This is a genomic window from Saprospiraceae bacterium (assembly GCA_016709995.1).
Lineage (GTDB): Bacteria > Bacteroidota > Bacteroidia > Chitinophagales > Saprospiraceae > JADJLQ01.
On sequence record JADJLQ010000002.1, the window covers coordinates 491355 to 510011 of the forward strand.

Here is an 18657-nt window from a genome sequence, read left to right on the forward strand (position 1 = left end):
TGGAACAATACCTCCAAACTGTTTTTTTTTAGTGTCAAATAATTTATTGAGGTGCTGTATTTAATTCAGAATATTTTAATTAGCTTGTCATATGAATAGATTGCATTGGCTGGATTATGGCGTCTTTATCCTGTATTTCCTGATCGTATCCGGTTACGGGTATTGGATCTACCATAAGAAAAAGTTTAAGCAGACCGATACCAAAGATTTTTTCCTCGCGGAGGGCTCCCTCACGTGGTGGGCTATAGGAGCTTCACTCATAGCATCCAATATATCCGCAGAACATTTTATTGGTATGGCCGGCTCCGGATTTGCCATAGGCCTGGCGATCTCGTCGTATGAATGGATGTCCTCAGCTACGCTGATCCTGGTGGCGGTCTTTTTTATTCCCATTTATCTGAAGAATAAGATCTATACCATGCCGCAGTTTTTGTCCCAGCGGTATAACGATACGGTGGCTACGATCATGGCAGTGTTTTGGCTCTTGTTGTATGTATTTGTCAATCTTACCTCTATTCTATACCTCGGTTCTCTGGCAGTGTCCAGCATATCGGGCATCCCATTTATGTATTGTATGATAGGACTGGCTTTGTTTGCCATATTCATTACCCTGGGAGGGATGAAAGTCATTGGCTATACCGACATCGTCCAGGTAGTCGTATTGGTCCTGGGAGGTTTGATCGTGACTTACCTCGCCCTGGATATGGTCTCCAAGCAGTTTGGTGGCAACGGTATCTTCAGTGGGCTCTCCATCCTCCGCACCCAGGCGGATGATCACTTTCATATGATTTTTTCCAAAGGGCATAAATACTATTATGAACTGCCGGGTTTTGCGATTCTCGCCGGGGGGATGTGGATCAACAATCTCAACTACTGGGGATGCAACCAGTATATCGTGCAACGCGCGTTAGGGGCAGATCTGCCTACGGCTCGTAGTGGCATTCTGTTTGCTGCTTTTTTAAAACTACTTATTCCTATCATTGTAGTCATCCCCGGCATCGCCATGTATGTCCTGCACCAACAGGGAGCTTTTGCCAGCGAGATGGTCAATGCCGCCGGAGAAGTCAAACCCGACCAGGCCTATCCCACCCTGATGAATCTCCTGCCCATAGGCCTCAAAGGCATCTCCTTTGCAGCCCTCACTGCTGCTATCGTGGCTTCCCTCGCAGGTAAATGCAATAGTATCGCTACCATTTTTAGCCTGGATATCTACAAGAAGTATTTAAAAAAGACTTCCAGCGAGACCGAGACCGTTCGTATAGGTCGCTGGTCTATCTGGGTTGCCTTCGCCATCGCATTGTTGGTCACCCCACAACTGCGTCAATTGGAACAAGCCTATCAGTTCATCCAGGAATATTCCAATTATCTCACTCCCGGTGCCTTCGCCTTATTTTTCCTTGGATTTTTCTGGAAGCGCACGACCTCCGCAGCAGCGGTAGCAGCAGCGGCAGTATCTATTCCCTTGGCCATTGCATTCAAATACATCCCTGACACCCCTATCCCCTTTCTCAACCGTACGGGCTGGTCCTTTCTGATCCTGGTAGCCATGATGGTCATCATTTCCCTGATGGATCCAAAGAGCAAACACAACCCCAAAGGCCTGGCGCTCGAACCGGAGATGTTTAAGGTGGATATGCGTTTTTTGATCTGGTCTTTATTGATAGGGGGTGTATTGGTGGGCTTGTATACGGTCTTCTGGTAGTCACCACTGATTTACCACTTAGATTTTAGTTTACCACTCAGGTTTTAATTAACCACCGCCTTGCAGGCTAAGGTTCCTAAGGGACACTAAGGGTATAATTTAATAATGGATCATTTTCCTTAATGCCTTTTAGTGTCTTAAGTGGTAAAAAGGTATTATGTAGTTCTAAACTTTATATTTGAGTGGTTAAAAAAATCAGCGGTTAAAATTAGAATGATCATTCCAGTTTATGATAACTCCCTTAGTGAACTTAGCCTGCAAGGCGGTGGTTAAAAAAAATTCAGTGGTCCAAAGTGGTTAAAAGATCTTCTGTAGTTCTATACCCCGGGTTGAAGTGGTTAAAAAAATTAAGCGGTCCAAAGTGGTTAATCAATTCATTAATAATAATTCCCTTAGTGTCCCTTAGTGAACTTAGCCTGCAAGGCGGTGGTTAAAAAAACTCAGCGATCTTAGTGGTTAAAAAATAATTAGTGGTCTACTTAGCGGTCAAAGCGCTTCCCCGTTACCATCCGTGGTCAACACCACACTCATATAATCAAAATAAGGCCTCAAATTTTTAAAACTCTGATTCATCTCTTTCAAAAAGGATTTATCCAACACCTCCGCATCAGTGAAAGACCGTTTAAAATAAAATCCTTTATGCCTCAAAAGTTCGATAGCCGGATGATCCCTGGCAAATCCCTTGGGTGCTGTCGCCACTGACTCTCCCTGTAACGAACCAAAGGTGCCACTCAGTTTTTTATTCGCCAGCATATTATTCCATGCTTTGTAATTGTAGTCAATGTCCTTGCGTATCCTCAGCAGATCAGCGGGCTCCGGATTAAAAAATCCACCGGCTGCCAATGTATGACCCGGTCCGATCTCAAAATAATATCCCCCTCTCAGCTGTTTGGTCGCTCTTTTAAATCCACCCCCAAAATAAGTCTTGTAAGGTGTCTTATCATTGGAAAAGCGGGTATCCCGGTAGATGCGCATCAGGCTGGCTTTGCCCGAGGGTGTTTCGATATGATCGTGTTTATTCATTTCCGCCAGCAAGGCATCCGTAAAGGCAATCACATTTTCATAGGCCAGGAGATACCGGTCTTTATGAGCATTAAACCACTCGCGATGGTTGTTTTTTGCCAGGTCTTTGAGGAAGGAAAGGGTGGATTTTTCTATGATGGCCATACTGATAAATTTCCCTCAAAGTAAAAAAAATGGCTGGAATCGTTCCAGCCAACGTATTCGGTATTGAGCTAGCATGTAAAAAGATCCGCTATAGTCGGTAGGTTCTACACGCTCCTACATTATTTATTAGAGTGCATGGCAACTGAATTGCCTTCTGTATCTTCGAAAAAAGCCATATGGCCAAACTGCTCGATTTTCGTTTTTGGCATGGTCACTTTTCCTCCGGCTTTCTCTACTTTGGCCAACGCTTTAGTCAGATTAGGATTGGCATTCAAATAGATTTTGGCTCCAGCTTTGCTGGGTTTATGCATTTTGCTTTGTACCAAGGCTCCGTTTGCTTTGCCGCTTCCGCCTTCCCAGGGGAAAAAAGCCATTTTCATACCCATCATGTCCATTTCTGTCATTTTAATGCCAAATACTTTTTCGTAAAACTTTTTAGCTCGAGCCAGATCTTTTACGGAGATCTCAAACCAGTTCAGTGAATTTTCTTGTGAAGTCATTTTTTAAGATTTTTGGATGAATGAATTATTAAAGTTATAGGTAGATGACGGATCGTTAGAGAAAATTTGGACAGATATTCTTGAGTACTTTTAAAAATCTCTTGTTGAGGTAGCTAGTCTTATTGCAAGGTCGTATTATAATTGAAAAGGGGCAGAGGACTTGAGAATATGATAAATAGTTGACCCCAAATCTGACAAGGACAGGCAAAACTACCTTCAAATGTATTTCATTGTGCAGATCAGGAATTCCAAATAAAAACAAGATAACTATTTTGACTTGTCTTCCTGTTTTTGAAAACCAAAACAAAGATACCCCGACCTACCAGCAGTAAAAACTGAAAGACTCTAAGCTCAAAAAATGATGCCCGTGAACAAAGAAAAATTAACGACGCAACAATTTTAAACCTTCTGTATTCTTTGTGGACAACGGGACCCAACGCCCGTAGTTTCTCCAATTTAAATTACCTTCGCACCGATGAATCGAGACCTTTTTATTTATGACAGCCTGGCCCGGGATTATGTACGATTTGAGCCTATTCACGAGGACGCCGTAGGCATGTATGTGTGCGGCCCGACCGTCTACAGCGATGTGCACCTGGGCAATTGCCGGACTTTTGTGAGTTTTGACATTATTTATAGGTATCTGATACAATTGGGGTACAAAGTACGTTATGTGCGCAATATCACTGATGTGGGCCACCTGGAGGGGGACGCTGACGAAGGAGAGGACAAAGTGTCCAAAAAAGCCCGGCTGGAGAAAGTAGAGCCGATGGAGGTGGTCCAGCGCTATATGAATGGATTTCACAGCATGATGACGATCTTTAACGCCTTACCTCCCAATATAGAGCCCCGCGCTACCGGTCATATCATCGAGCAGATCGAGATGGTCAAAGCCATCCTCGCCAACGGTTATGCCTACGAACGCAATGGCTCCGTCTACTTCAATACCCAAAAACTGGTAGAGACCCATGAGGTCTATGGCAAGCTGTCCGGCAAGATCATGGACGACCTGCTCAACGAAAGTCGCAATCTCAAAAACCAGGACGAAAAAGAGCATCCTTCTGATTTTGCCATCTGGATCAAAGCGGATGAGCGGCACCTCATGCATTGGCCTTCTCCCTGGTCAGAAGGTTTTCCAGGCTGGCATCTCGAATGTTCTGCCATGAGTACCAAATACCTGGGCACCACTTTTGACATCCATGGAGGCGGCTATGACCTCAAATTTCCCCACCACGAAAACGAAATCGCTCAAAACATAGGCTGCTGTGGTCACTCCCCGGCCAAATACTGGCTGCACGCCAATATGCTGCTGCTCAACGGTCGTAAAATGAGTAAAAGCGATGGCAATACGATCTCTCCTCAGCAATTATTTACTGGCGAGAGCCCTCACGTGACGCGCGGGTACGCGCCTATGGTGATCCGGTTTTTTATGCTCCAGACCCACTATCGCAGCACCCTGGATCTCACCGACGAAGCCCTGCAAGGAGCTGAGAAAGGATTCAAACGCCTGATCGAAGCCACTCGCCATGTAAAAACCCTGGTCACTCAGGGCAATTCCTACGATCTAGCAACAGATACAGAACTCCTTGGTGTCCTGGACAGCTTATACAAGGAGATGAACGACGATTTTAATAGTCCCAAAGCCCTGGCCATTCTTTTTGACCTGGTGACGCGCATCAATTCTTTTAAAGATGGCCATACGGATATCCAACAGATCAGTCCTGCCACTCTAATCCGACTACAACAGGAAATCTCCCGTTGGGTCTTTGATATCCTGGGTCTCCGAGACGACGAAGCTGCTGAAGGTGGCACGGACAAACTGGATGGAGTCATGCAATTACTGATAGATATTCGACAGCAGTCACGCGCCAAAAAAGATTATTCAGTTTCTGATCTGATGCGGGATCGGCTGGGCAAATTGAAGATAGTATTGAAGGATAGTAAGGAGGGGACGACCTGGGGTAATGAATAGACAGGATTCTTGAATCCATGGAGCAAATACAGAAGGAGAATCATTTTCTTAAAAAATACTAGTACGGAAACATTTATTTTATTTAATCCGGCGAATCCACCTTAAAACACAGCATTAGATTTACACTTTTAACTTCTTTTATTGGTTAATGAGGAATTCCTAGGTACCTCCGCCATTATGATTATTTGCGATTTGCAAATCGCAAATTTGGACTATGAAAATCGAAATTCAAGGTTTGAGAAGATCATGGAGAAAATTAAATCAATTGTCAATGGCAGTCTTTAATAACAGAATATAGATATCCGATTTTTTATTACACATCATGAACTTTGCACAATACTTATATCAATTTCAAGACACAGCCAATCAACTCGATAAAAAAATCCTGAAACAAAAAGGACTGGAGGTTGCTGTGGGCATCACCCTGGAATCAGTGTATCTAAAATTATACAAAAAATCCTGGGCCAATCCATCTCCGGATCCTTTGACTTCCACTTCCAGAATTTTCTTTTCTATCTGGGTGAATGAAGCTACCCTGGCAGAAGAAAAATTATTTTATAATATACATGCACTCAAACTTCGCCAGCTGCATGGTTATAAGATCGAAAGTAGAAAATTTGCCGACACCTTCAGAGCACTTTTTAAAACACTGGAAGATCAATGGCCCAATGTCAGCACTCAATTTGGACCCCTTACTTTAATAGAAGGTTGGTTACCCCTCGATATACCATCTTTGCCTCATCAATTAACACGCTTAGCTGATATCTTTTTGACACTAGAACCTTTGATCGACATCACACTGTCCAGGTTTCAGCGATAGATACAAAGAAGAATTCTACCGATCGATAGTCCTTGTTAGACTATTCAATTTTTAATTCTGGATCTCACCTTTTGTACCTCGACCGCTGTTTTTAAACTGGGCCTTGCCTGCAGCACTTCAGGAGCTATCGTAGTCACTGTTGTCGGATTGGTTTTGAATTGTGCTTCTATCAAAATGGCATTGGCTTCTTTAAATTGAGGAGAAGATGCATCAATCGTTTTGAGGATTTCCAGTGCCTTGGCAGGTTGATTTAACTGCAATAATTTTTCTGAAAGCAGGATCTTATCGGAAGTCAAGGCACTTTTCGGAGCAGCGACGGCAGAGACCTCCGTGTTGTTCTGAAGGATTTTTTTATCTACTTCAATAACTTTCGGATCAAGGCGCTCGCGAGGTACCTGCTGTGGGTCTACTTTTTTGTAATCCTCTTTGGCCTTTTGGTAATCTTTGTTTTTATTATACAGGTCACCCCGTCGTTCATAGAGTATGCTCTTATTATATTGACTGCTGTCGATCAGCTGGGTGTACGCAGCGATCGCTATTTCTGGTTTTTTGTTTTTCTCAGCGACGACACCGGTTTTTAATATGACAGCGGAATTGGAGGGGCTCAGGACATTAAGCTTTCTTAAGTACATGATCGCAGAATCGGGCTGATTAGATTGAATAGATGCATCAGCCATGAGTTGGTATACAATGGTTTTTAAAGTATCACTTTGAAGCGTTTCGGGATGCAAATCTTTAAATATTTGGACAGACTTTTTAAAATCCTTGTTGCGATAAGCGACGAGTCCCAGCACATATTGAAGTACATTTTCGTACAGACTGTCTATGGCTTTGCCTTGGGTGAGATCTTCCAGGCTGACGATGGATTGGGTCAGGCTGAAGTCCTTGGCAGAAGCATTCATCACTTGTAGTGCATCATCACTCAGGCCAAAATCAGCCATAAAACTTCGTTGGGTTCCCATCTGTAAAAGTTGTCCGCTGAAATATAGGTCAGCTGCACATCGGCGAGCGATCAATTTTTGATCAGACAGCGTGGCCGGATGGTCCCTGTAAAACTCAGCGATATTATTGTCATTGTTCAGATCATATTTTTGGCATTTTTTGGTAAACTCTCTTTCAAGTGTGTATTCCAGCTTTTCGTTTTCAGATGAGATGATTGGAAATATTAAAGTCTTGAGCTCGGCACTATCTGTGAATGGTTCACATTCCTGAATAGAACTAGCAGTGACCGTTGGTTCGGTAACTGGAGGTGCATGCGAAGTCGAGCGAACAAATAAATAGGTTATACCTGCGATGATGGGTAAAAAGACTAACCACCATTTATTAAGAAAGGACAGGGAGGAGTTTTCCTTGGCACCTAGAAGGAGTTTAAGATCTTTGATAAATTTCTCTTTATAGATAGACCAGCTTTGAAGATCCAGTCTCATCGTCTGTGAATCCAGCATTTCTCTAATAGTCGCTGGCAGCTCAGCCGACTTGGGCAGGGTACTACCATTGACCAACACAGGTATGATAGCCAGTTTTTTTTCGATGGCATATTCTATTTCCTTTCGCACCCAGTCGCCTTCATCCTGGATGCGCAACCCGCCTTCATGATTTTTTTCCAACCAGTTTTGACCGATCATTACCAGGCAGATTTTGGCATTTGTACCAGCCTGATTCAGTACTTCCTTCCACTTTGCACCACTATGGATGTCTGAAGTATCCAGAAACACACTGCCATCACCAAATTCTTTTTCAAGGCCTTCATGAATGACATTGACCTGGTCCTGGCTGAGGTCCGCTCTGCGATAGGATATAAAAATTACGTTTTTCAAATGCTCCATTTTTGAGGTTTTTACTTATCTATGTGTAAGGTAAACGATAAATGTCCATAAAATCAATACACCAGGAGAGGGAGATTGTATTCTTTCAGGGTCCGGCTGCATTCCGAAAATGGCTGATGAAATTTCATGCTAAGGAGAAAGAGCTTTTTGTAGGCTATTACAAAAAGAGCACCGGCCTGCCTACCATGACCTGGTCCGAATCAGTAGATCAGGCACTGTGTTTTGGATGGATCGATGGGATCAGAAGGTCGATAGATCAGGAGCGATATTATATTCGATTTACCCCCCGCAATCCTAAGAGTATATGGAGTAAAATAAACCTTGAAAAAATGGAAGTCCTGCTGAATAACAACCTGGTTGCAGCTGCAGGAAGAGCGGTGTATGACCAACGCAATCGTAACAAAGTCAATATCTATTCATTCGAGCAAACCCAGGAAGTAGTATTGAAGCCAGTCTATTTAAAAAAATTCAAGGCAGATAAACCAGCTTATACCTGGTTTGTCGGGTCATCACCTTCCTATCAAAAAACAGCTATTCATTGGGTGATGAGTGCAAAACAAGAAGTCACTCAGTCAAAAAGATTACACGAATTGATTTCCGACAGCGCCCAAGGATTAAAGATCAAATCTTTGAGAAGGTAAGAAGGAGCGCGTTAGAATTTAAATGCAGTGACATATTCAAAAATAAAGCCTGTCTCCCGGCTGAAAGGTCGTTCGAGAAAAAAAAATTCAACGTTTTTCTTTTCCGAATCAGGCAGATGGTTTGGCATTTTCCCTGGGGAAAAATGGGTTTTCCTAGGGAAAATGAGGTTTTTTGGCAGAAAAATGTGATTGTCCCTAGAGAATTTTTTAAAAAAGGTGTTATATATTAAAATAAATAATATATTTGTACCCGATTTGAAATTTAAAATTTAAATCGAAACACAATTATTTTTTTAAAAAAAATTTGAAACTCATGGCAACTAAAAAAGTCGTAAAAAAAGCAGCTGCAAAGCCTGCTGCAAAACCAGCCGCTAAGAAAGTAGCTGCAAAACCAGCTGCAAAACCAGCCGCTAAAAAAGCTGCTGCAAAACCAGCTGCAAAACCAGCCGCTAAAAAAGCCGCTGCAAAACCAGCCGCTAAAAAAGCTGCTCCTGCTAAAAAAGCTGCTCCTAAACCAGCAGCCAAAAAAGCTGCTCCTGCTAAAAAAGCTGCTGCCAAACCAGCAGCAAAAAAAAAAGTAGTTAAGCCAGCTAAGAAAAAATCAACCCGAAAGCCATCAGCCGCATTCATGAAAGCTATGAATCCAAGTGCTGATTTGGCAGCTGTAATAGGTAATAAAGCACTTCCTCGTACTGAGGTGGTAAAAAAAATATGGGATTATATCAAAAAGAACAAGCTTCAAGACGCTAAAAACAAGCGTATGATCAATGCTGACGCTAAGTTGAGTCCTATATTCGGAGGCAAATCTCAGGTATCAATGTTTGATATGGCTGGTTTGTTGTCAAAACAGTTGAGTTAATAATCTATATCAGTTTCGGAATTTTTCCTTTTAAATGACAATAATTGCCGTCTTGGGTCACACCAACGACGGCAATTTTTTTTGCACTTCATTGAGTACATTTGTCAGGAATTAAGCATTTTTTACTCAAAACTCCAGTCGTGAAATATCTTTTAATCCAGTTATCCTTTCTTTTATGTATCTCCATTCAAGCCCAGGTGCCCACGGGTTCTATCCAGGGTCCATTCAAATTTTATAGCAAGATCTATCCTGGTACGGAGCGCAATTATTGGCTATATGTGCCTGTGCAATATGATGCATCCAAGCCAGCTTGCAGTATGATTGTGCAAGACGGTTTGAGTCGCGCCAATGGTTGGAAACTGTCAGCATATCTCGATACATTGATTCACCTCAAAGAAGTGCCGGTGATGATCGGTATCTATATCGATCATGGCCGGGTAAGCTCCAAAGACACGACCGACTATCCACGATATAACCGAAGTTTTGAATACGACGGCCTAGGTGATCGATATGCGAGATTTTTAATTGAGGAGATCATCCCCGAAGTAAAAAAATTGTATAACCTCAGCGACGACCCAAATGATCGAAGTATCGCAGGGGCGAGTAGCGGTGCGATCTGTGCATTTAATGCAGCATGGGAACGGCCTGATGTTTTCCGCAGAGTATTCAGTACGATTGGTACTTATGTAGGTTTGCGCGGGGCTGACGAAATGCATACGTTGGTGCGCAAGACAGCTCCAAAACCACTACGTGTTTTTTTAGAAGATGGGTACAATGATCTCAATATCTATGCCGGTGACTGGTATCTCGCCAATCAAACCATGTTGAGCGCACTTACCTGGGCGGGCTATGAAGTCAATCATGCCTGGGGAGAAGGCACCCACAGTAGTACCCACGCATTGACCATCATCGGGGAAGGCTTGAAATGGTTATGGCAAGGATACCCCAATGCTGTGTCAACCCATTTGGACCTATACAAAGGATTGCCCTTGATTAAAAGTCAGGAGGACTGGCAAGCTATTCCGACAGGCGTGGCATATGTAGATCGGATCGCATCCAATTCAAAAGGTGAATTACATTTTACTGCCAGAGACGCAGCAGGTATTCGTAAAATAGAAGCGGACGGAAGTGTAATACCATTGACCAGGTATATCAAGATATATGATGAATTTGGTTTTGATACCAAGGATCAACTGATCTTATGTGGCAAAAACACTCCGGGTATTTCTATTGCTGAGAAGACAGGACTTAGGACTTTGGTAGACGGTGTCAGGTCTGACAAAATAGAGGTCACGCCTGAAGGATTTTATTTCAATTATGCCAATAAAAACAAGTTGGGATATTATAATTTTAAAACGAATAAGACTATTACTATTCCCACCACTTCTAAAGTGAATGGTTTGGCGGTCAGTGCCGAGCAATCTTTTCTCAATTCCTTAGAGTCCGATGATGTATTTGGCTCTTCTTACAAAATAAATCCGGATGGCTCTTTAGTCAATGTACAATCTTATATCCATTATCATATACCTTATGGTAGGCCGACCACTGAAACCAGAAGTGCTGTCATCGATACCGCCAATCTGCTGTATACCGCGACCAATATGGGAGTACAGATATCCGATCAGCTCGGTCGGGTCAATATGATTCTTCCTGTTCCTGGAGTTTTTGTCAGTGATCTCTGTTTTGGCGGTCCGAACCTGGATGAACTGTATATCATCAGCAATGGGAAACTGTATAAAAGAAAATTGAACACGCAAGGTAAACCTGCTACATTAAAAGCCAGCAGACCCCCACGACCAGGCATGTGATGTGATAAGATGAATGATAATATCCTCAAAAATTGTATGGTGAATACCGACCCTGAAGGAAGGTCGATTTATGTAAATTGCATTTGTCATTGCATCTAACTAATATTGGGTTGAATGCTAGATCAAGAATTTGATATTTTTACACTCCTACTTATTGGATTATCACAAAATAACACTTCAGCAGAATCATGAAGTCAAGCAATGCCGCCCGGGAAGAAATCTTCAAAATCATCAATAATCAGATAGAGGAAAATGACCCTCCTATCGTCAGGATCACCTATCGCCGATTACAGAATTTTAATTTTGATAAAGATAAAATCATGCAAATGATCGGCCAATGCCTGGTGATGGAGCTATACGATGTGATGAAGCACAAAAAGAAATTTAATGAAAAAAGGTATATTGAAAATCTAAAGGCGTTGCCAGAAAAACCTTTATCCTCAAAAACCTAAATTCGAGATCAGGTTAAAACAACCTCGAAAATTGATTTTCAAGATGATTTCGCATCCCATTGCGTAGCATCTCTGCAGACCCGTTTTCAATGATATGGACGAGCCCTGTATGAGACACATATTTGTTTTTAGCTTCCGGTTTTCTAAGTAAGTCACTTTGGTGTACATACGCAAATACAGGCATGAGTAGTTTTTGAAATTTTTTCATATTCTCATTGCCTGTGATCTCGTACAGTTTGCCATGAAACCGGATTTCGTGGTCAATATTGAATTTAAAATCCTCGGTGGCTTCCGGCTCAATCGCTACGATTTCTTTTAATTCGTCTATATCTTTTTTGGAGACTTTGGCCATGATCAGGTCTGCCATTCCAATCTCGAGCACCAACCTGAATTCAAACAGGTTCTTCAGAGTGACCTCGTCCAGCAATTTTGGGATCAGGCTTTTCTCCAGAATGGCCATCAGGTCAGGATTGGTCAGTACGGCCCCTCTTTTTTTCTTTGATTCCACCAGGCCGATCATCCGGAGTCTAAGCAAAGCTTCCCTAACCACCGTCCTGCTGACTTGAAGCGTAGAAGCAAGTTCGATTTCTTTTGGCAGAGCGTCACCGGCTTTAAAATTGTTGTCTATTAGGTAGTCAATGAGGTTTTCTTCAACCTGGTCCACCAGCGAACTATGATCTACTGATTTTATTTTTGCCCTCAACCCCAGTGTCCCCATTATGTATAATTTAATATTTACTAGTAAGTTGTATTGATCCCAAGGAAGGCAAATTTATTAAAATATTCAATAAATAACTTTGATTTTTGGAATATTGTTTTAATTTTGACATTATTATGTCATACATAAAACTATGTAAAATGAAATTTGATAGATCGTTTTTAATCGGAATTTTTATGGGATTATCACTGATCACCTTTGCTCAGTCAAGAACCATTTCAGGTACAATATTAGACAGTGAGACCAATAGTGGACTGCCTGGAGTTACGATAGCCATTAAGGGAGCAGGCACCGGTACACAGACAGATGAGCTGGGCAATTTTAGCTTACAGGCATCCAGCGGTGATGTTTTATTAATCAGTTTTATTGGTTTTGCCTCCCAGGAGATTTTGATTTCGGATCAAAATAATCTGACCTTATTGTTGATTCCGGAGACCCAGAATCTGGATGAAGTGGTAGTCATTGGTTATGGTACCCAAAGCAGACGGAATATCACCAGCGCTATAGCCAAACTGGACAACAATGTATTGGCCAATGCTCCTCGAGCCAATGTAGGCAGTGCGCTCCAGGGGAGTCTTCCGGGGCTTCAAGTGGTCAATTTGAGTGGCCAGCCAGGAGCTATACCATATATATTATTACGCGGAGGTGCCTCTATCAATAATCCTGGAGCTCCTTTGGTGGTGGTAGACGGTATCATCAGGGCATTTAATGATATTGCACCTGATGATATAGCCTCGATAGAATTGCTTAAAGATGCTGCTTCTACAGCCATCTATGGCGCACGAGCTAACAACGGAGTGATCTTGATCACTACTAAACAAGGCAAGGCAGGTACCAGCCAGATTTCTTACAAATTCAACGCGGGGTTTAATCAGCGACGGCAAGGTTACAATTATCTCGGAGCCAAAGACTTTATCTACTATACCAGGCTAGGCCATTTAAATTCCAAAAGGACCCTGGCACAAGCCAATTCCTCCAGGGGATTTGGTCTTCTGACAGATGCTGCCAACCTGGCATCCTTTGACATCAGATCTTTTAATAGCGACAATGCCAATTTATTAACTCAGGGATGGGATACCCTCTCTGATCCTTACGGTGGAACAATCATCTTTAAAGATCATCAAGGAGAAGTAGAGGACATCGTATTTCAAAACACGCAGACTCAAGATCACTATCTAAGTGCTACTGGTGGTAATGACCGGGGAAATTATTTTGCCAGTTTTAATTATTACAAAGAAGACGGCGTGATCGTAGGATCAGATTACAAAAGATATACCGGAGCGATCAACGGATCATATAAATTGAGGAAAAACCTGGAAGTCAATACCGGAGCTAATTTTTCAAACTCAGGTCAATTGGGCGTAAATGGCTCTGAAGTCAATAATATTTATCGCAATCTATCCATTTGGCCGACCTTCAATCCATGGCTCGATGAAGCAAAAACCAAACCCAATCCTGGCAATGGTATCAATGACGGCAATCCTCTTTATTGGTTAGATAAATTGCAAAGATCTAATGAAATAAACCGGATCACCGCCAATGCATCTATCAAGTATGACATCTTGCCGGGACTGTATGTAAAACTTTCTGGAAACGGTTATTTCTTCGAAAACCAAAATGAATCCTTCCAAAAAGCGACGCAGTCGTATCTCAACCTATTTGCCAATCCACCCTCCTTTAGTAATACGGCTCGCACCTCGACCCTATCCATTTCTAAAAGTTTTCAGCAGACTTACAATGGTATCATCAATTACACCACGACCCTGGCTAGGGACCATAATATCACAGCAATGATTGGCGCTGAACATTACGATATCAATTCTACTTTTTTACAAATACAAGGCAGCAAAGCACCTACTGACGACATACCTACGGCAAATGCGTCTACAGAATTTACCCCTGCAGGCAATACAGTATCTAAATCAGAAAACAAAATCATCTCCACCTTTGGCAGGCTAAATTATAATTTTAAAGAAAAATATCTGCTGACTTTGGTTTTCAGGCAAGACGGCGTATCCAGCCTGGCTGCTCAAAACCGATGGGGCTTCTTTCCAGGATTATCTGCGGGGTGGTTAGTAGACCAGGAATCATTTTTTCAAAAAAGCAGTTTGTCTAAAGTAATCAGTTCCTTGAAGCCTCGCATCAGTTATGGACTCAATGGCAATGTCAATGGTATAGGTAATTACGATGTACAGGGTGTCTATGGTTCACAAGGCAATTACAATGGCCAGGGTGGTTTTCTCAATACCGGACTGGTGAACAACAATCTTATTTGGGAAAAAAGTAAAACCCTGGATATAGGCGTAGATCTTGGGATCTTAAAGAATAAAGTCATCTTTTTATTTGACTATTTTAATCGGGAGACCAGTGATTTGCTGACAGGTTTGACACTTCCCAGTTATACCGGATTTAATAGTGTGACGACCAACCTGGGTACCTACCAAAATCGAGGCATCGAGTTGGCGATAAATGCCAATGTGATTCAATCGCCAAAAGGCTTGACCTGGGATATTGGAGCTAATGCTTCTTTGGTGAAAAACAAAATACTTCAATTACCATTTAATGGCAATGAGAATAACAGGCAAGGCGGATTGCAGGTATATGACCCTGTCTCAAAACAAGTAATATGGGTAGGAGGTCTGCAGGAAGGCCGGTCATTAGGGGATATCTATGCCTATGAACAGGTATCCATATTTAAAGATGATGCTGAGGTAGCAGCCATCGCAGGCAACCGATATGATGCAGTAGCCCGTATCAGTGGGCCTGAGAGAAATAATACAGGGACCAATAAAATAACCCCGGGAGATGTCAACTGGAGAGATGTGGATAAAAATGATACTATCGACTCCAGAGACCAAATCAAAATCGGTAATATTAACCCAAAATGGACTGGAGGTTTTACAAGCAACCTTGGCTACAAAGGCATCTCACTATATACCCGATTTGAATATGCCACCGGCCATACCATATACAATGATCTCGTAGCACGAACTTTGGGTAACTACCAGGGTACTTTTAATTACATCGATTGGCAAAATCGAGCTTGGTCTCCGACCAATACCAACACCGATATCCCCAAAGTTTATTTTGCAGATCAGGTCACTGCTCCCAATGGTAAACAAAATTATACCCGTGGCAATAATGCTTCTACCGCATTAAACAGTAATAACAGTCACTTTTATGAAAAGGGTAATTACCTGGCCATTCGTGAAATTACTTTGTCATATGATCTTCCCAAAAGTTTATTATCCGGCACCAAAGTGCTTTCACAGGCGAGGCTATATATCAATGCTAATAATTTGGTTTATATGACTAAGTTTTCAGGACTGACTCCTGAACCTGCGTATAGTAGCGGGGGGGTGTACGTAGGCACCTACCCTACACCTAAGTCATTCGTATTCGGATTGCAAGCTTCATTCTAATTCATCATCAATAAAGAAAACAAAAATGAAAAAATTAATTCCATATATATTTTTTGGGCTGATTTTTACTTTGAATCCATCCTGTACAGATGATCTGGATCTAGCCCCTGTAAGCAGCATCACTGATGCCAATTATTGGTTGACTCCGGAGCAGTTTGATGCTTTTGTAGTGGGTATTCACGCCAGGTTCAGAACACATGTCTCAGGCTTTCAAATATTGGGTGAAATGCGATCCGACATTTTTGGTACTGAACCCGGCAATTCAGGCACATTTACCGGTGAGGCAACCCAGGGAGTCGAAAGGTTGTGGATGCAAAATCTCGATTTAGATAATCCAGGGGTGTCCAATTTTGGTGGCTTTTATACCAATATCGGTCAAATCAACCTGTTGATTCAAAAAATTGAATCTACTGATATCATCACCGCTGCCAATAAAAACTATTACCTGGGTATAGCATATGGCATGCGTGCTTATTATTATTTCCAAATGTTGCGTACTTGGGGAAAGGTGATCATACAAACTGATGCCATCTCCGCCATAGATGTCTCCAACCTGGCCAAACCTGCCGCACCGGAATCCGATGTCATGGCACTCATCAAATCTGATCTGGAGTCTTCCCTCAACAGTTATGGTTCTGATTATTCATTTAGAAATACCAAATCTTACTGGTCCAAAGCGGCATCGCTCATGCTGAAGGCTGAAGTCAATCTCTGGAATGCACACCGGGGTGCTACTGCCGAAGCTTCAGTAGCGAAAGCGGCACTAATAGAAATCCAATCAAACATCTCCTCACTGACCTTATTACCTTCTTATGCCAGCATATTTAATACCAAAGGAAATAACGAAATCATATTTGGAGTGCGGCATGCATTGAATGAAGCCGCAATGTCGTTTATTAGCTCAAGTTTTGTCCCTCAAAGTGGACTAATCGCTAATTTTTATGATTCTCTGGCCAATCGAAAATTTAATGTAACTACAGACAATTGGGGCGGACTGTTGAGAGCGCCTGTCCAATCGTCTACTTATAGAAAATTCAATCCTTTGGATTCGCGTCGCAATGCGTCCATTACAGCGGCATATAGCCTGGATATTACCAAAAGACCCAATGCCGATACTTTCAAAATAGCGGGTTGTTTTGTAAGTAAATTTCAGGGGGAGCAAAATGCGGGGTCAAGATCTTATACCAATGACTTTCCGATATATCGATATGCTGATTTACTTTTGTTATTAGCCGAAGCTAAAGTAGTTTTAGGTGAAAACCCCGCTACTGAAATCAATCTGGTAAGGGCGAGAGCTTTTGGTTCAAATTACAAATTGGAGACAGTAGGATTTCCAAATCAGGCTGTCGATGCCAACCCCAAAGACGCATTATTAAAAGAAAGACTCTACGAATTCATTTTTGAAGGAAAGCGTTGGTATGACCTGAGAAGGTTGGGAGACAAATATGTTTTTGATAATACCTCTGTACTCGAAACAGAATCATACAAATTACTGTGGCCTATAGATCGGAATTCATTGACCAATAACAGATCTTTGGAGCAAAATCCCGGCTATCCAAAGTTTTAATATCTTGTCAAATCATATTTTATTTATCAGCGCATTTATATTATGAATTTTGATCATTTAGAAGGGATCATCGCAGCCCCATTCACTCCTTTTCTGCCAGATAACAGTCTCCATCTGGACCTGATCCCCTCTTATTACAAAATGCTAAAGCATCATCAGGTTAGAGGTGCATTCATCTGTGGATCTACCGGAGAAGGTGCCTCCATGACCTACGATGAAAAACTAAAAGTCACCCAAGCCTGGGCAGATGCATGCAGGAAGGACGACCATTTTAAGGTCATCCTTTTTGTAGGCGGCACCAGTATCATTGAAAGTATCAGCCTGGCTCAAGAAGGTGCAAAAATGGGTATCGATGCAATAGCTTCTACTGCTCCATTTTATTTTAAACCTAATCATATTACTACGCTAGCTGACTGCTGCCTTGAGATAGCCAGGTCTGTGCCAGATCTTCCTTATTATTATTATCATATCCCAGTACTTACAGGAGTAGATTTTCCAATGATTGATTTATTAAAAGCTATTGATGGCAAAGCTTCCAATTTTGTCGGCATAAAATATACGCATGAAAACCTGATGGATTTTGCGTCTTGTATTCATTTTCAAAATAGAAAATACGAGATGCTCTGGGGCCGGGATGAGAGTTGGTTAGGAGCACTGGCTATGGGAGCTAAAGGAGCGGTAGGCAGTACCTACAATTATATACCAAAACTGTATCATGCCATTTCCTCCAATTTTGAAGCAGGCCATGTCGGTAAAGCACAAGAGTTGCAACAAAAGTCTATAGAAATGATCGGATTATTAGGCAAATATGGTGGCATGGCGACAGGTAAATCTTATATGAAATGGATTGGACTGGATTGTGGTGAATTCAGACTCCCTGTAAAAAATATGGATGCAGCAGCTTATATAAGATTTGAAAAAGAGGTGGTAGCCTTAGGCTTGGATGAGTATTGGGCGATGAATCAATAGGCAATAGGCAATAGGCAATAAGCATCCCTTAGAGCGGGAGCCTCCCTTCAGGGTTGGGGTAGTGCGGCTGAGACAATAGGCAATAGGCAAATGATGTGGTTCCTGGTGCGTTGCGAAGTGTTTAAGCCTCCCTTCAGGGCTGGGATAGTGCGGATAAAGAAGAGAGCGGGAGCCCCCCTTCAGGGCTGGAGTAGTGCGATGAAGAAATGTTTACTGGTGCGGCTGCAGAGTTCA

At 42.2% G+C, this 18657-nt stretch carries 14 protein-coding genes; 10 read left to right on the forward strand and 4 right to left on the reverse strand.

The features are described from left to right. The first annotated feature begins 91 nt into the window (after window positions 1-91). A complete protein-coding gene (locus IPJ09_16475) occupies window positions 92-1702 on the forward strand; it encodes a sodium/solute symporter (protein MBK7373001.1) in 1611 nt (536 codons plus the stop codon). Between the two features lie 486 nt (window positions 1703-2188). Here the strand turns inward: IPJ09_16475 and IPJ09_16480 are convergent, their stop codons facing one another. Further along, entirely contained in the window at window positions 2189-2869 is a 681-nt protein-coding gene (locus IPJ09_16480; protein MBK7373002.1) for a DUF2461 domain-containing protein, read from the reverse strand. A gap of 119 nt (window positions 2870-2988) precedes the next feature. After that, a complete protein-coding gene (locus tag IPJ09_16485; GenBank protein MBK7373003.1) occupies window positions 2989-3369 on the reverse strand; it encodes a VOC family protein in 381 nt (126 codons plus the stop codon). Between the two features lie 475 nt (window positions 3370-3844). Here IPJ09_16485 and IPJ09_16490 point away from each other — a divergent pair, with 475 nt between their 5' ends. Together IPJ09_16490 and IPJ09_16495 are read left to right on the forward strand one after the other, a co-directional pair. After that, window positions 3845-5341, forward strand: coding sequence for a cysteine--tRNA ligase (locus IPJ09_16490; GenBank protein MBK7373004.1), 1497 nt, complete (start codon window positions 3845-3847; stop codon window positions 5339-5341). A gap of 322 nt (window positions 5342-5663) precedes the next feature. Next, entirely contained in the window at window positions 5664-6161 is a 498-nt protein-coding gene (locus tag IPJ09_16495; GenBank protein ID MBK7373005.1) for a hypothetical protein, read from the forward strand. A gap of 44 nt (window positions 6162-6205) precedes the next feature. Here the strand turns inward: IPJ09_16495 and IPJ09_16500 are convergent, their stop codons facing one another. Beyond that, on the reverse strand, window positions 6206-7978 hold the full coding sequence (locus IPJ09_16500) for a TIR domain-containing protein (protein ID MBK7373006.1): 1773 nt from the start codon (window positions 7976-7978) through the stop codon (window positions 6206-6208). Between the two features lie 50 nt (window positions 7979-8028). On the opposite strand from IPJ09_16500, the gene IPJ09_16505 reads away from it, so the two are divergent. The 4 genes from IPJ09_16505 to IPJ09_16520 all read left to right on the forward strand — a co-directional run bounded on the left by IPJ09_16505 (window position 8029) and on the right by IPJ09_16520 (window position 11747). Further along, the gene (locus IPJ09_16505) at window positions 8029-8628 is read left to right on the forward strand and encodes a YdeI/OmpD-associated family protein (GenBank protein ID MBK7373007.1); all 600 of its coding nucleotides are present in this window, start codon (window positions 8029-8031) and stop codon (window positions 8626-8628) included. A 313-nt stretch (window positions 8629-8941) separates the two neighbouring features. Continuing rightward, window positions 8942-9487 carry a hypothetical protein gene (locus IPJ09_16510; protein MBK7373008.1) on the forward strand — a complete coding sequence of 182 codons (546 nt, stop codon included), beginning with the start codon at window positions 8942-8944 and terminating at the stop codon, window positions 9485-9487. A gap of 140 nt (window positions 9488-9627) precedes the next feature. Then, the gene (locus tag IPJ09_16515; protein MBK7373009.1) at window positions 9628-11295 is read left to right on the forward strand and encodes a gluconolactonase; all 1668 of its coding nucleotides are present in this window, start codon (window positions 9628-9630) and stop codon (window positions 11293-11295) included. A gap of 188 nt (window positions 11296-11483) precedes the next feature. Beyond that, window positions 11484-11747, forward strand: a complete 264-nt coding sequence (locus tag IPJ09_16520) for a hypothetical protein (GenBank protein ID MBK7373010.1) — start codon at window positions 11484-11486, stop codon at window positions 11745-11747. Window positions 11748-11760: 13 nt separating this feature from the next. On the opposite strand, the gene IPJ09_16525 is transcribed toward IPJ09_16520, so the two are convergent. Then, complete coding sequence (locus IPJ09_16525) at window positions 11761-12465, reverse strand: FadR family transcriptional regulator (GenBank protein MBK7373011.1); 705 nt, start codon at window positions 12463-12465, stop codon at window positions 11761-11763. A 176-nt stretch (window positions 12466-12641) separates the two neighbouring features. Here IPJ09_16525 and IPJ09_16530 point away from each other — a divergent pair, with 176 nt between their 5' ends. Genes IPJ09_16530 through IPJ09_16540 form a run of 3 tightly spaced genes read left to right on the forward strand, consistent with a single transcriptional unit; the run spans window position 12642 to window position 18423 of the window. Then, the gene (locus IPJ09_16530) at window positions 12642-15887 is read left to right on the forward strand and encodes a TonB-dependent receptor (GenBank protein MBK7373012.1); all 3246 of its coding nucleotides are present in this window, start codon (window positions 12642-12644) and stop codon (window positions 15885-15887) included. A 25-nt stretch (window positions 15888-15912) separates the two neighbouring features. After that, a complete protein-coding gene (nanU, locus tag IPJ09_16535; GenBank protein ID MBK7373013.1) occupies window positions 15913-17454 on the forward strand; it encodes a SusD family outer membrane lipoprotein NanU in 1542 nt (513 codons plus the stop codon). A gap of 42 nt (window positions 17455-17496) precedes the next feature. Continuing rightward, on the forward strand, window positions 17497-18423 hold the full coding sequence (locus IPJ09_16540; protein MBK7373014.1) for a dihydrodipicolinate synthase family protein: 927 nt from the start codon (window positions 17497-17499) through the stop codon (window positions 18421-18423). The last annotated feature ends 234 nt before the right edge of the window (window positions 18424-18657 follow it).

Excerpts from the sequence above, each read along its gene's own strand:
- IPJ09_16530 (MBK7373012.1), top strand. The coding sequence starts at position 12,642 with ATGGGATTATCACTGATCACCTTTGCTCAGTCAAGAACCATTTCAGGT.
- IPJ09_16525 (MBK7373011.1), bottom strand. The coding sequence starts at position 12,465 with ATGGGGACACTGGGGTTGAGGGCAAAAATAAAATCAGTAGATCATAGT.
- IPJ09_16510 (MBK7373008.1), top strand. The coding sequence starts at position 8,942 with ATGGCAACTAAAAAAGTCGTAAAAAAAGCAGCTGCAAAGCCTGCTGCA.
- IPJ09_16520 (MBK7373010.1), top strand. The coding sequence starts at position 11,484 with ATGAAGTCAAGCAATGCCGCCCGGGAAGAAATCTTCAAAATCATCAAT.
- IPJ09_16540 (MBK7373014.1), top strand. The coding sequence starts at position 17,497 with ATGAATTTTGATCATTTAGAAGGGATCATCGCAGCCCCATTCACTCCT.
- IPJ09_16495 (MBK7373005.1), top strand. The coding sequence starts at position 5,664 with ATGAACTTTGCACAATACTTATATCAATTTCAAGACACAGCCAATCAA.
- IPJ09_16505 (MBK7373007.1), top strand. The coding sequence starts at position 8,029 with ATGTCCATAAAATCAATACACCAGGAGAGGGAGATTGTATTCTTTCAG.
- IPJ09_16475 (MBK7373001.1), top strand. The coding sequence starts at position 92 with ATGAATAGATTGCATTGGCTGGATTATGGCGTCTTTATCCTGTATTTC.
- IPJ09_16490 (MBK7373004.1), top strand. The coding sequence starts at position 3,845 with ATGAATCGAGACCTTTTTATTTATGACAGCCTGGCCCGGGATTATGTA.
- IPJ09_16485 (MBK7373003.1), bottom strand. The coding sequence starts at position 3,369 with ATGACTTCACAAGAAAATTCACTGAACTGGTTTGAGATCTCCGTAAAA.
- nanU (MBK7373013.1), top strand. The coding sequence starts at position 15,913 with ATGAAAAAATTAATTCCATATATATTTTTTGGGCTGATTTTTACTTTG.
- IPJ09_16480 (MBK7373002.1), bottom strand. The coding sequence starts at position 2,869 with ATGGCCATCATAGAAAAATCCACCCTTTCCTTCCTCAAAGACCTGGCA.